This is a genomic window from Cryptosporangium sp. NPDC048952 (assembly GCF_043197895.1).
In the GTDB taxonomy this organism is placed as follows: domain Bacteria; phylum Actinomycetota; class Actinomycetes; order Mycobacteriales; family Cryptosporangiaceae; genus Cryptosporangium.
Map to the genome: position 1 here is coordinate 316,022 of NZ_JBICTY010000002.1, position 12,507 is coordinate 328,528.

Sequence of the window (12,507 nt, forward strand, 5' to 3'; positions counted from 1 at the left end):
GCGTCGCACGATGCTGACGGTGCTCGCGGCGCTGATCGTCGTGGCGTTCGGGGTGTCGCTGAGCTTCGGGCGCACGTACTACCCGCTCTCCGACGTCCTCGACGTGATCCTGGGCCGGACCGTGCCCGGAGCCTCGTTCACGGTCGGGGAGCTGCGCCTGCCCCGCGCGGTCCTGGCGATCCTCACCGGGTTCTGCTTCGGGATCGGCGGCACCACGTTCCAGACGATGCTGCGCAACCCGCTGGCCAGCCCCGACATCATCGGCATCAGTGCCGGCGCCGGCACCGCCGCCGTGTTCGCGATCGTCGTGCTGGGCCTGTCGGAGACCGGCGTGTCCACGTTCGCGATCGTCGCCGCGCTGGTCGTCGCGATCCTCGTGTACACGCTGTCGTTCCGGGACGGTGTCGCCGGCACCCGGCTGATCCTGATCGGGATCGGCATCGCGTCGATGCTGAACAGCGCCACCTCCTACCTGCTCTCGCAGGCCGGTCAGTGGGACCTGCAGCAGGCCACCCGCTGGCTCGCCGGCAGCCTGAACAACGCCACCTGGGCGCAGGTCGTCCCGGTCGTTCTCGCGATGGTCGTGCTCACGCCGGTCCTGCTGATCCAGGCGCGCAACCTCACGCTGCTGGAACTGGGTGACGACGCCGCGGCCGCGCTGGGCGTCCGCCTGGAGCGCACCCGGTTCCTGGTGATCGTCGCCGCCGTCGGTGTGATCGCGTTCGCCACCGCCGCGACCGGCCCGATCGCGTTCGTCGCGTTCCTCGCCGGTCCGATCGCGGCGCGGCTGTTCGGACCGGGCGGCACGCTGCTGCTCCCGGCCGGGCTGGTCGGCGCGTTGCTCGTGCTGATCGCCGACTTCGTGGGCCAGTTCGCGTTCGGGACGCGCTACCCGGTCGGCGTCATCACCGGCGTGCTCGGCGCCCCGTACCTCATCTATCTGATCGTCCGGTCGAACCGGGTCGGAGGCTCGCTGTGACGTCGCAACACACGCTGAACGTGGAGAGCCTCTCGCTGGGGTACCGCGATCGCACCGTGATCGAGTCGCTCGACCTGATCGTGCCTCCCGGCAGGATCACCGCGATCGTCGGGGCGAACGCCTGCGGCAAGTCGACGCTGCTGCGGTCGATGACCCGACTGCTCGCTCCGCGCGCCGGCCACGTCCTGCTCGACGGCAAAGCCGTGCACACGATGCCACCCAAAGAGCTCGCGCGGACGCTCGGCCTGCTGCCGCAGTCGCCGATCGCACCGGAGGGCATCACGGTGTCCGACCTGGTCAGCCGCGGGCGCCACCCGCACCAGCGGGTGCTCGCCCGGTGGAGCAACGAGGACGACCGTGCCGTCGCGGCCGCGCTCGACGCCACGTCCACCGCCGAACTGGCCGACCGCTCGGTCGACGAGCTCTCGGGCGGGCAGCGCCAGCGCGTCTGGATCGCGATGGCGCTGGCCCAGCAGACCGACGTGCTGCTGCTCGACGAGCCGACGACGTTCCTCGACGTCAGCCACCAGGTGGAGGTGCTGGACCTGCTGACCGACCTGAACCGCTCGCGGGGCACGACGATCGTCATGGTGCTGCACGACCTGAACATGGCGGCGCGCTACGCCGACCAGCTGATCGCGCTGGCCGACGGCCGGCTGCACGCGGCGGGCCTGCCGGCCGACGTGTTGACCGAGGACACCGTCCGCGCGGTGTTCGGACTCGACAGCAAGATCATCATCGACCCGACGTCGGACAAACCGCTGATGCTGCCGCTCGGGCGCCATCACGTGAGTTCTCCGGATGGTCGTCGGTAATTCGTCCACCGCTCGCGGCTCGCCGGGCAGAAGTGCCTGCGTTCCTCTCGCGACTCCCGCCTGGCCCGCTCAGGAGTGCACACCGTGGAGGGTCATGACCCCCCACGGTGTGCAGGCCTCAGCGCACCGGTGCGGGCTCCCGGGTGGGTGCGGCCGACGCCGACGCGGTCAGCGCGCGGAGGATGTCTTCGACGCGTGCTTTGGCGTCGCCGAAGAGCATTTGGGTGTTCTCGCGGAAGAACAATGGGTTCTGCACTCCCGCGTAGCCGGCGGCCATCGAGCGCTTGAACACGATGACGTTCTCCGCCTCCCAGACGTGCAGGACCGGCATCCCCGCGATCGGCGAAGTCGGGTCCTCGGCCGCGGACGGGTTCACGGTGTCGTTCGCGCCGATGACCAGCACGACCGACGTCTCCGGGAAGTCGTCGTTGATCTCGTCCATCTCCAGGACGATGTCGTAGGGCACCTTCGCCTCGGCCAGCAGCACGTTCATGTGGCCGGGTAGCCGCCCCGCGACCGGGTGGATGCCGAAGCGCACCTCGACGCCACGGTCGCGCAGTGTCCGGGTGAGCTCCGCGACCGGGTACTGCGCCTGCGCGACCGCCATGCCGTAGCCGGGCGTGATGATCACGCTGCGGGCGTTCGCGAGGAGTTCCGCGGTGCCGTCGGCGCTGATCTCGCGGTGCTCGCCGTAGTCCTTGTCCTCGCCCGGACCCGCGGCGATGCCGAACCCACCGGCGATGACGCTGATGAACGACCGGTTCATGGCCTGGCACATGATGTAGCTCAGGTACGCACCGGACGAGCCGACCAGCGCGCCGGTGACGATCAGCAGGTCGTTGGAGAGCAGGAAGCCGGAGGCCGCGGCGGCCCAGCCGGAGTAGCTGTTGAGCATCGACACGACGACCGGCATGTCGCCGCCGCCGATCGAGGCGACCAGGTGCCAGCCGAGGGCGAGCGCCAGCACGGTCAGAGCGATCAGCAGGCCGAGGTTCGGCGCGGCGACGAACCAGATCGTCAGCGCGACGAACACGACCAGCGCGCCGACGTTGAGGAAGTTCTTGCCCGGCAGCATCAGCGGGGACGAGTTGATCCGCGCGGAGAGCTTCAGGAACGCGACGATGCTGCCGGTGAACGTGACGGCGCCGATGAAGACGCCGATCGCGACCTCGGCGTGGTGGATGCCGAGCAAGCTCCCCGTCAGGCTCTGGTGCTCGAGGTAGCCGTTCCAGCCGACGAGCACGGCGGCGGCGCCGACGAAGCTGTGCAGGAGCGCGATGAGTTCCGGCATGCCGGTCATCTCGACGATCCGGGCCCGCCAGAGCCCGATACCCGCGCCGATGACGACGGCGGCGACCATCAGGACGATGCCGAGGACGTCGATGTCGCCGTCGATAGCGAGCACGATCGTGGCGATCAGGGCGATCGTCATGCCGATGACGCCGGAGGTGGCGCCGGCGCGGGAGGTTTCGTGCTTGGACAGGCCCGCGAGGCTGAGGATGAACAGCAGGGCGGCGATCAGATACGCGGCCTGTGCCGCGGAGGTGATGGTCACTGCTCAACTCCTCGAGAACATGGCGAGCATGCGGCGGGTGACGGCGAAACCGCCGAAGATGTTGATGCTGGCGAGCAGGATCGCGATCGACGCGAGCACGGTCACCGGGACCTGGTCGTGGCCGATCTGGAGCAGGGCGCCGACGACGATGATGCCGGAAATGGCGTTCGTGACCGACATGAGCGGCGTGTGCAGCGCGTGGTGCACGTTGCCGATGACGTAGTAGCCGATGACGATCGCCAGGACGAACACCGTGAAGTGCGCGGTGAGCTCGCTCGGCGCGAACCCGATGATCGCGAACAGGGCCACCGCCGCGATCGCCGGCACGAGCGCCCGCCGAGCCGGACTCGTGGCCTTCGCGGCAGCTGCGGCGCCCTGCCCGGCCACCGTGCCGCCGGTAGCGGCTCCGCTGGCCGCGACCGCGCCGTTCGCGCCCGCAGCGGGCTTCGGGGCCGCGGTGACGGCTACCGGGGGCGGCGGCCACGTCTTCTCGCCGTCGCGGACGACGGTCATCGTGCGTTGGACGACGTCGTCGAAGTCGAGAACGAGTTGGCCGTCCTTCTCCGGGGTGAGCAGCTTCATCAGGTTGACGAGGTTCGTGCCGTAGAGCTGCGAGGCCTGGGCGGGCAGGCGCCCGGCCAGGTCGGTGTAGCCGATGATCGTGACACCGTTCTCGGTCACGACCGAGCGCCCCGCCACGCTGCCGGCGACGTTGCCGCCCTGCGCGGTGGCCATGTCCACGATCACGCTGCCGGGCTTCATCGACGCGACGTGCTCGGCGGTCAGCAGCGTCGGCGCCGCGCGCCCGGGGATCAGCGCGGTCGTGATCACGATGTCGACGTCAGCGGCCTGCGCGGCGTAGAGCGCGGCCGCGGCGGCGTCGTAGTCGGCGGACGTCGCCTTCGCGTACCCGTCGGTCGACGCTTCCTGCTCGACGTTCACCGCGAGGAACTCCCCGCCCAGCGACCCGACCTGCTCGGCGACCTCGGGCCGCGGGTCGGTGGCGCGCACGACCGCACCGAGGCTGTTGGCGGCCGCGATCGCCGCCAGCCCGGCCACACCCGCACCGGCGATCAGCACCTTCGCGGGCGGCATCTTCCCGGCGGCGGTGACCTGGCCACCGAAGAGCCGCCCGAACGCGTGTGCGGCTTCGATGACGGCACGGTAACCGGCGATATTCGCCATCGAGCTCAGCACGTCCATCGACTGCGCCCGCGAGATGCGCGGAACGGCGTCCATGGCCAGCACCGTGATCGGCCGCTTCGTGAGCGACTCGACGAGCGCCGGGTTCGCGGCGGGGCTGATCAGCGAGACCAGCGTCGCACCGTCGGCCAGCGCGGTGATCTCCGGCGCGGAGGGGGCGTTGACCTTCAGGACGATGTCCGAGGCCCACACCTCGGGGCCGGGCGCGATCCGGGCTCCCGCGGCCACGAACGCCTCGTCGGCGAAACTGGCCTGCGTGCCGGCGCCGGACTCCACGACGACGTCGTATCCGAGTTTGAGCAGTTGCCCGACGGTGGCCGGTGTCGCGGCCACGCGGGTTTCTCCGGGCGAGGACTCGGCTACCACCCCGAGTGTCTGAGCTGCCAACGTGAGTCCTTCCCTCGGCGCGCGACCGGCGAGCGGAAAAAGCCGCCCGCGGGAGCGGACGGCACAATTCCGAGGACCCCGGTCAGCGCGGCGACCACGACGTGCGTGATGTTGACACGGATTCTTCGAGCCCGAATACCGATGTAACGAACGCCTCACGCCGATTGCGCCGAAAGGCGCCTCCTCAATTGATTCAGTCTAACGAGAGTGACAAAAATGGGGGGCGTTCACGCGCTCTGATCGGGTTCCGTGCTCCGAATCCACAGGTCTTCAGCGATGAAGAACTCGAGCAGCGACGCGATTTCGGCCGGGGAGTCGCCTTCGACGACGATCTCCTTGTTGATGCGGATCGTGACGTCGTCGAGCAGCTCTAGCGAGTGGATCTCGGGCGTCGTTTCGCGTAACACCGCGATCACCTGCGACAGGCTGGTGTCGTCGTATTCCTGTGCCATGGGGGCCTCCCTCGGATCACTTCCTGGGAGGACAGAGCCGCGGGAACGGGCGGTGATACGTCACTCGACGCCGGGGACGACCGCGACGCGGTCGGGGTGGTCCAGGCGGTAGCCGACGCCGCGCACGGTGACGATCTGGGGACCGGTGGGGGAGAGCTTGACGCGGATGCGCCGAACGTGGACGTCGATCGTGCGTTCGCTGTCGCGGTAGCGCGCGCCCCAGACGGCGTCGATGAGCTGGCTGCGGCTGAACACCTGGCGCGGGTTGCGGGCCAGGTACGAGAGCAGGTCGAACTCTCGCCGCGTCAGCGGTAACTCCACGCCGTCCTGAACCGCCTCCCGCCGCCCCGCCACGATCCGCAACCCGGGCACCGCGCCGGCCGCGGCGCGGGCCGCCCCTGCCGCGCCATCGCGGGTCGCCCCGCCGGCCGGGTCGGTCCCGGGGGCCGCCCCGCCGGCCGCGTCGGTCCCGGGGGCCGCCCCGCCGGCCGCGTCGGTCCCGCGGGCCGCAGGGTCGGCCGCGTCGGTGGCGGGCGCCCAGGTCGGACTGCCCGTCTCGCCGCCGGAGAAGAGCGGGGCCGACGGCATCGCGGTGCGCATCGGGGCGTCGCCGAAGCCCAGGGAGACCGAGGCGGAGACGGAGGTGTCGCCGGAGCGGGCGTGTTCGGCGAGGAGGTCGCTGATCTCCGCGCAGAGTGCGGACGCGACGCCGGGGGCGTGGCCCCCGGCGAGGTCGATCTCGACGGTCACCCGCGCGGACCGCGCCGGGCCTCCACTGCGTCCGGAGCGAATACGGGTGACCGGCATCGGGCCGGCGTGCGCTGTCATGGGATCCGTTCTCCTCCGGGCGTCGCGAGTTAGGTAACCCTAACTAACTTTCCACACGGTGCGGGTTGTGGCATCTGACTCACCACGGTGTGAGTCCTGGCCGCCCGTCCACGCGCACCCACGACGCCGTGGTGCTCACTGGCCAGATAACCGTGTCGCGCGCCGTTGACCTAACGCACGTGCGGATTGAGCGTCGGGTTCGCGGCCTCGTCGGGATCGACGTCCGGATGCCGATCGGAGCGGCACCGGAGAGACGGAGTCGGTCGTTTTGCCCGTTTATAGAGTGAAACGGGCAAATCCCGGAGATACCCTGGTTATGGCAACTCTGCTGTACCGCTTGGGGGCCGGGGCGTACCGGTTCCGCGTGCTGGTCGCCGTGTTGTGGGTGCTCGCGCTGGTCGGAGCCGGGGTCGGCGCGGTCACGCTATCCGGCAAGACCGTCAACACGTTCAGCATCCCCGGCCAGGAGTCGACGACCGCGCTCGAAAAGATCGGGCAGCGGTTCGGGAGCGGGGCGAACGGCGCGACCGCCCAGGTCGTGTTCGAGGCTTCCGGCGCGATCACCGACGTCGCTCCGCGGGTCAACGCGGTCGTCGAGGAGTTGTCGGGGCTGCCCGGAGTCGTCAGCGCGACCAACCCGCTGAACCCGGCGTCGCCGGTGGTCTCCGCGGACGGGCGCGCGGCCTCCAGCACCGTCACCTACGCCGTACCGGCGTCCGAGGTCACCGCCGAGCAGCGGAACGCGCTCCTGGAGGCGGTCGCCGACGCGTCCACGTCCGGCCTCACCGTCGAGGTGACCGGCGAGGCCGCGCAGGAGCAGGGCGGTGACGTCGGCGGGGTCGGCGAGGCCGGCGGTGTCGTGGTGGCGCTGATCGTGCTGGCGATCACGTACGGGTCGCTGATGGCCGCCGGGATGAACCTGCTCACCGCGCTGGTGGGCGTCGGCATCGGCGCGCTGGGCATCACGACGCTCACCGGATTCGTCGACCTGCAGGCCACCACGCCCGTCCTGGCGGTCATGCTCGGGCTGGCGGTCGGCATCGACTACGCGCTGTTCATCTTCACGCGGTTCCGCCAGGAGCTGCTCGGCGGGAAACCGATCGCCGAGGCCGCCGCGCTGGCCGTGGGCACGGCCGGGTCCGCTGTGGTGACCGCCGGTATCACGGTCGTGATCGCGCTGGCCGGGCTCGCCGTCGCCGGGATCCCGTTCCTCACCGAGATGGGCCTCGCGGCCGCCGCGACGATCGTCGTCGCCGTGCTGGTGGCGGTGACGCTGGTGCCCGCCGTGCTCGGACTGCTCGGCCTGCGTGCGCTGCCGCGCAAAATGCGCCCGACGCTCCGCGACGGCAACCCCGCCCCGGTGCACCACTCGCGCGGGTTCGTCGCGGGCTGGGCCCGGCTGGTGAGCGACCGCCCGGCGCTCAGCCTGCTGGCCGCGGTCGTCGCGCTCGGCGTCATCGCGATCCCGGTCGTCTCGATGCGCACGACGCTCAACCAGGAACCCGCCCCGGGCACCACCCAGGCGCGCGCGGCGGCGATCCTGTCCGACCGCTTCGGCCCCGGTTTCACCGGGCCGCTGATCGTCCTCGCCGACGGCGAGGACGCCGGGGCCGTGGCCGCCGCGGCCCTGGAAAAGGCCCAGACGTTGGACGACGTCGCGATCGCGACCGGCCCGAGCCTCAACTCCGACGCCAACGCCGCGCTGGTCACCGTGATCCCGAAGTCGGGGCCGGACAGCGCGGAGACCGTGTCGCTGGTGGGCTCGCTCCGGGACGCGCTGCGCTCGGTCGGGGGCACGGCACGGCTCTCCGTGACCGGCCAGACGGCGGTGAGCGTCGACGTGTCGCAGAAGCTGAACCACGCCCTGCCCCAGTACCTGCTGCTCGTCGTCGGACTGGCGTTGGTGCTGTTGATCTTGGTCTTCCGGTCGTTGCTCGTGCCGGTCGCCGGGGTTTTGGGCTTCCTGCTCACGGTAGGGGCGTCGTTCGGCGCCACGGTGGCCGTGTTCGAGTGGGGCTGGCTGACGTTCCTGGTGAACGTGGACGTCACCGGGCCGCTGTTGAGCCTGATGCCGATCATCGTCGTCGGCATCCTGTTCGGGCTCGCGATGGACTACCAGGTGTTCCTGGTATCGCGGATGCACGAGGCGCACGCGCTCGGGGCCTCGCCGCGCGACGCGGTCGTGACCGGGTTCAGACAGGCCGGACCGGTCGTCGTGGCCGCGGCGACGATCATGTTCGCGGTGTTCGCGGGCTTCATCCCCGAGGGCGACCAGACGATCAAACCGATCGCGTTCGCGCTCGCCCTTGGGATCCTGTTCGACGCGATCGTGGTACGGATGATCGCGATGCCGGCGGCGTTGACGCTGCTCGGGGCGTCGGCGTGGTGGTTGCCGAGCTGGCTGCGGTGGCTGCCGGAACTCGACGTGGAGGGCGCCGCCCTCCAGGAGCACCATAGTGGAGAGCGCGAGTTCGCCCCTTCATGACGCCACGATGTCTTAACGTGGCATCCCATGAAGGTACGGGTCGAGAACGAGCGCTGCGAAGCGCACGGTCAGTGCAACATGGTCGACGAGGACCTGTTCCCGCTCGATGACGACGGGTACAGCACACTCGGCGCGGGGGCGGACGTTCCGCCCGGCAAGGAGCAGATCGCGCGCCTCGGCGTCGATTCGTGTCCATTGCAAGCGCTGCACATCGAGTGAGCGTTAACCTTCCAGCCGCCAACTGTTCATCTTCGAACGTGCGGAGGCCGTTGTGGGCGGTAGAAGGTTGCTCGTCGTTCTGGCCGCGCTGGTAGGCGCGCTGACGCTCGTCGGCGGTGGCATCGCGATCGCGGACACCCCCGAGCCGTCGATCAAGACCACGACCCCGCGGTCGGAAAACGACGTGCCGAACATCGATGTCGTCCGGCAACAGATCAAGAACTACTACGGCGACGCCCTGGGCACCGGGACGTTCGGGGCGAGCAGCAACTACGCCAAGGAAGCGAAGAAGGTCGCCGCCTCGGGCACCCGGTACCTCGGGAAGCCGTACCGGGGCGCGAAGCACAAGGCGATCCTGATGGACGTCGACGACACGACGCTCAACACCTGGAACTACGAGATCGCCGTCAACTTCGCGTTCACGCCGGCGAGCAATGCCGAGTTCGTCCTCGGGCAGAAGTTCCCGGCCGTGCCCGGCATGGTGAACCTGGCGAAGGCCGCCGAACGCCACGGCTACGCGATCTTCTACCTCACCGGGCGCGGCGCGGCGCAGGAGACCGCGACGCTGGGCAACCTCACCGCCGACGGCACCGGTGTGGACGCCGGCTACCCGAAGCCCACCCCGCTGGGTAACGGGGAAGACGGCCTGTTCACGAAGCCGGCGGTCGCGGACTACCCGGCCTACCTGAAGAAGGCCTGCGCGAGCGACCCGAACGGCACCTGCACGACGATCCACTACAAGTCCGCGACCCGCGCGCACATCGAGTCGCTCGGCTTCGACATCGTCGCGAACTTCGGCGACCAGTGGAGCGACCTCAAGGGCGGCTACGCCAACCGGACGTTCAAGCTGCCCAACCCCACGTACTTCCTGCCCTGACAGACGTCTGCGGGGCCGGGCTGAGCCCGGCCCCGCAGACGTACCGCGTTCCTACTGGCGTGCGGTCTCCTGGACGGAGCCCGCACGGTCCTTCGCCTCGCCCTTGAGGTCCTGGGCCTGGCCCTGAGCCTCGTCCCTGACGTTCTGCACACCGCTGGTCGCGGTGTCCTTCACCTGCTGGGCGGCTTCCTGAGCGGGCTGCTTCAGGTGTTCGCCGACCTCCTTGGCCTTCTCGCCCAGCGCCTGACCGGCCTGACGCACCGGCTCTTCGGCGTGCTCGCGCAGGGCGGCGCCCGCCTTGCGCTCCGGCGGGGTGGCCGGGAACAGGCTGGAGGCCAGCCAGCCGACACCGAACGCGATCAGCCCCGCGGCGAGGGGGTTGCCCTCGGTCTGCCGACGGGCGGTCTGCGCGGTGCTCTGGGCGGCCGAGACCGTCGAGTCCTTCGCACTGCCGACGGCGGACACCGTGGAGTCCTTCGCGCTGCCCGCCCGGTCGGCGAGTCCGTGTCCCGCGTCGGCCAGACCGTGGCCCGCGCCGGCCGCGCTGTCGTGCGTGCGGTGTGCCGCATGTGCTGCCGTGTCCTGGACGCTGTGGGCGGCGTCCGAAGCCGTACCCATGATCCGCTCCTTCATCGTCGATGCGGCGTGCGTGACCCGACCGGCCTGGCGGCGTGCCGCCTGCCGCGGGCTGACCTTCTCGACGAGCGCGTCGACGTCGTCACCGAGGCGCATGCGCTGGCGCATGATGTCGCGCTCGATGGCCTCTTTCGACGGCTCAGCCGAGTGCTGGCCTACGCGTTCCTGTTCTGGACCCACCGCACGTCCTCCTTCACCGTTTCGACCGTCCGCTTGGGAACCGGGTTGACCTCTCGGACCTTGTTGCGTCCGTACGCCGCCAGCGCGGCGGCGCCGATCGCCCAGAGCACGCCGACGATCAGCGCGGCCCATCCGACAGGGATCACCGCGCCGAGGCCGTACATGATCGCGAGCGAGATGAACAGCAGCGCCAGCCAGCCGGCGACGCCGGCTCCGCCGAACGCGCCGCCGGCCTTGCCGGCCTTCGTGACCTCGTCCTTCGTCTCGGCCTTCGCAAGAGCGATTTCCTGCCGGACGAGAGTCGTGAGGTCGTCGGCGACGTTGCGCACGAGGTCACCGATGGAGGTGTCCCCGATGCTCTGGGGTGCCTCCGGGCCCGGCGCGGTCATCGCTCGTCCTGACGCGGCTCACGGAAACGGGGGTCGGCGAACGGGTCCTCGGTCGCCGGGGTGACCGGCGGGTACGGGTCGGCGGCCGGGGCTCCGGCGGGTGCCGCGGGGTACGCGCTGTCGCGGTAGCCGGGCTCGTCGGTGCCGTAGCCGGCGCCGGTCGGCGGGTAGGGCTCGCTCAGCGGCGGCTCCGGGACCGGCGGGTAGGCCTCCGGTGCCACGTATCCGGTCGCGGGCGGCACGTAGCCGGTGCCCGCAGCCGGCGGGACCTCGGCGACACCGACCGCGACGTCGTCGGCGTAGGGGGCGACCCCCGGCGTCGACGGGATCGTCTCGGTGGCGCCGACACCCAGGCCCGAGTACGTGGTGTCCCGATAGCTCGGTACGTCGTCGTCCACGAACGACTGTCGCGTCTGCTGGCTGGTGCCGGAGTCGCTCGAGGCGGCCGACACGCTGCGGAACACGCGCCCGGCCACGACACCGGCAGCGCCGGCGAGCAGCAGGAACGTGCCCGGCTTGCGCCGTGCGAACGACCGGACGTCGTTCAGGACCGCGTCCGGGCCGCGCTCGTCGAGGTAGTCGGCGAACCGCCGGGCGTACGTGGACGCACGCTGGCTGAGCTCGCTGGTGAGCGCGGACTGGCCGTCACCGGAGTTCAGCTCGTCGCCGGTGGTGCGCAGTGCGTCCACCAGGCGACGCCGCTGGGTGTCGACCTGGGTGTTCACCTCGTCGCGGGTCGTCCGGAGGAGATCGGTGGCCTGCGCCTTCGCCTCGGAGGCGACGTGGGAAGCCTCCGCGCCGGCGGTCGACGCGACCTGGGAGCCGGACTCCTTCGCGCTCTGCGCGAGCGCCGAACCTTCGTGTTGGGCTGTGCCTGCGGTCTCGCGGGCACGATCCGTCGTGCTGGGTGTGCTCGTCATCGTTACCCCTGGGGGCACTCGGGGGATCAGGTCCCCGCTGGAGTGTCCTCAGACGAACGGAGCAAACCTATTGCGCTCAGTAATCAGTTGGTGATCCACAGTGCGAGGTTCAGAGCGGCCGCGTAACCCACCCACACGAGGTACGGCACCAACAGCAAACCGGCGGCCCGCGACACCCGGTGGAACACCACGGCATTCGCCAGGATCACCAGCCACAGGACGACGATCTCGGCGAACGCGGCACCCGGCTGCTCGAACCCGAAGAACAGCCACGTCCAGGCTCCGTTGAGCACCAGCTGGGCGGCGTACAGACCGAACGGCACCGCGCGGAGCCCGACCCGCCGCCACACCAGCCAGCCCGAGATCGCGATCATCGTGTAGAGCACCGTCCACACCGGTCCGAACAGCCCGCTCGGCGGAGCCCAGGCCGGCCGGTCGAGCCCGTTGTAGTACGAACCGGCATCGGCGCTGGCCACCCCGCCGACCGCTGCGGCGGCGAACGCCGCGAGCAGGAACCCGGCCAGGCCGAGCCCGGCCGGGACGGAAGGGCGGCGGTCGTGCGCGGATGTCATGGCCATGCGT

Annotated in this window: 13 protein-coding genes; 5 read left to right on the plus strand and 8 right to left on the minus strand. The window is 70.5% G+C overall.

Annotation, left to right across the window (positions count from 1 at the left end):
- The first annotated feature begins 10 nt into the window (after window positions 1–10).
- Together ACGFY5_RS09655 and ACGFY5_RS09660 are read left to right on the plus strand one after the other, a co-directional pair.
- Window positions 11–979 carry a FecCD family ABC transporter permease gene (locus tag ACGFY5_RS09655; protein ID WP_392720450.1) on the plus strand — a complete coding sequence of 323 codons (969 nt, stop codon included), beginning with the start codon at window positions 11–13 and terminating at the stop codon, window positions 977–979.
- A complete protein-coding gene (locus tag ACGFY5_RS09660) occupies window positions 976–1,794 on the plus strand; it encodes an ABC transporter ATP-binding protein (RefSeq protein WP_392719164.1) in 819 nt (272 codons plus the stop codon). The genes ACGFY5_RS09655 and ACGFY5_RS09660 overlap by 4 nt, the downstream gene beginning before the upstream one ends.
- Before the next feature lie 118 nt (window positions 1,795–1,912).
- On the opposite strand, the gene pntB is transcribed toward ACGFY5_RS09660, so the two are convergent.
- The 4 genes from pntB to ACGFY5_RS09680 all read right to left on the minus strand — a co-directional run bounded on the left by pntB (window position 1,913) and on the right by ACGFY5_RS09680 (window position 6,219).
- Window positions 1,913–3,349: a Re/Si-specific NAD(P)(+) transhydrogenase subunit beta gene (gene pntB / locus ACGFY5_RS09665; RefSeq protein WP_392719165.1), complete on the minus strand. Its 1,437-nt coding sequence runs from the start codon at window positions 3,347–3,349 to the stop codon at window positions 1,913–1,915.
- Between the two features lie 3 nt (window positions 3,350–3,352).
- Window positions 3,353–4,939 carry a Re/Si-specific NAD(P)(+) transhydrogenase subunit alpha gene (locus ACGFY5_RS09670; protein WP_392719166.1) on the minus strand — a complete coding sequence of 529 codons (1,587 nt, stop codon included), beginning with the start codon at window positions 4,937–4,939 and terminating at the stop codon, window positions 3,353–3,355.
- 227 nt (window positions 4,940–5,166) lie between these two features.
- Entirely contained in the window at window positions 5,167–5,391 is a 225-nt protein-coding gene (locus ACGFY5_RS09675; RefSeq protein ID WP_392719167.1) for a hypothetical protein, read from the minus strand.
- Between the two features lie 60 nt (window positions 5,392–5,451).
- A complete protein-coding gene (locus ACGFY5_RS09680) occupies window positions 5,452–6,219 on the minus strand; it encodes a winged helix-turn-helix domain-containing protein (RefSeq protein WP_392719168.1) in 768 nt (255 codons plus the stop codon).
- 316 nt (window positions 6,220–6,535) lie between these two features.
- On the opposite strand from ACGFY5_RS09680, the gene ACGFY5_RS09685 reads away from it, so the two are divergent.
- The 3 genes from ACGFY5_RS09685 to ACGFY5_RS09695 are packed head-to-tail and all read left to right on the plus strand — an operon-like array spanning window position 6,536 to window position 9,800.
- Window positions 6,536–8,704 (plus strand): MMPL family transporter, encoded by a 2,169-nt coding sequence (locus tag ACGFY5_RS09685; protein WP_392719169.1) that lies wholly within the window; start codon window positions 6,536–6,538, stop codon window positions 8,702–8,704.
- 27 nt (window positions 8,705–8,731) lie between these two features.
- Window positions 8,732–8,923, plus strand: a complete 192-nt coding sequence (locus ACGFY5_RS09690) for a ferredoxin (RefSeq protein WP_392719170.1) — start codon at window positions 8,732–8,734, stop codon at window positions 8,921–8,923.
- A gap of 52 nt (window positions 8,924–8,975) precedes the next feature.
- Entirely contained in the window at window positions 8,976–9,800 is an 825-nt protein-coding gene (locus tag ACGFY5_RS09695) for an HAD family acid phosphatase (protein WP_392719171.1), read from the plus strand.
- Window positions 9,801–9,851: 51 nt separating this feature from the next.
- Here ACGFY5_RS09695 and ACGFY5_RS09700 read toward each other — a convergent pair whose 3' ends face one another.
- The 4 genes from ACGFY5_RS09700 to ACGFY5_RS09715 form a co-directional block, all read right to left on the minus strand.
- On the minus strand, window positions 9,852–10,616 hold the full coding sequence (locus ACGFY5_RS09700; protein ID WP_392719172.1) for a DUF3618 domain-containing protein: 765 nt from the start codon (window positions 10,614–10,616) through the stop codon (window positions 9,852–9,854).
- A complete protein-coding gene (locus ACGFY5_RS09705) occupies window positions 10,592–11,005 on the minus strand; it encodes a phage holin family protein (protein WP_392719173.1) in 414 nt (137 codons plus the stop codon). The genes ACGFY5_RS09700 and ACGFY5_RS09705 overlap by 25 nt, the downstream gene beginning before the upstream one ends.
- Window positions 11,002–11,925: a hypothetical protein gene (locus tag ACGFY5_RS09710; protein ID WP_392719174.1), complete on the minus strand. Its 924-nt coding sequence runs from the start codon at window positions 11,923–11,925 to the stop codon at window positions 11,002–11,004. The genes ACGFY5_RS09705 and ACGFY5_RS09710 overlap by 4 nt, the downstream gene beginning before the upstream one ends.
- 83 nt (window positions 11,926–12,008) lie before the next feature.
- Entirely contained in the window at window positions 12,009–12,503 is a 495-nt protein-coding gene (locus tag ACGFY5_RS09715) for a TspO/MBR family protein (RefSeq protein ID WP_392719175.1), read from the minus strand.
- Window positions 12,504–12,507: the final 4 nt, after the last annotated feature.

What these genes read in the sequence shown, in the direction of transcription:
- ACGFY5_RS09655 (WP_392720450.1), top strand. Translation starts at nt 11, where the DNA reads ATGCTGACGGTGCTCGCGGCGCTGATCGTCGTGGCGTTCGGGGTGTCG.
- ACGFY5_RS09675 (WP_392719167.1), bottom strand. Translation starts at nt 5,391, where the DNA reads ATGGCACAGGAATACGACGACACCAGCCTGTCGCAGGTGATCGCGGTG.
- ACGFY5_RS09680 (WP_392719168.1), bottom strand. Translation starts at nt 6,219, where the DNA reads ATGACAGCGCACGCCGGCCCGATGCCGGTCACCCGTATTCGCTCCGGA.
- ACGFY5_RS09685 (WP_392719169.1), top strand. Translation starts at nt 6,536, where the DNA reads ATGGCAACTCTGCTGTACCGCTTGGGGGCCGGGGCGTACCGGTTCCGC.
- ACGFY5_RS09690 (WP_392719170.1), top strand. Translation starts at nt 8,732, where the DNA reads ATGAAGGTACGGGTCGAGAACGAGCGCTGCGAAGCGCACGGTCAGTGC.
- ACGFY5_RS09705 (WP_392719173.1), bottom strand. Translation starts at nt 11,005, where the DNA reads ATGACCGCGCCGGGCCCGGAGGCACCCCAGAGCATCGGGGACACCTCC.
- ACGFY5_RS09710 (WP_392719174.1), bottom strand. Translation starts at nt 11,925, where the DNA reads ATGACGAGCACACCCAGCACGACGGATCGTGCCCGCGAGACCGCAGGC.
- ACGFY5_RS09715 (WP_392719175.1), bottom strand. Translation starts at nt 12,503, where the DNA reads ATGGCCATGACATCCGCGCACGACCGCCGCCCTTCCGTCCCGGCCGGG.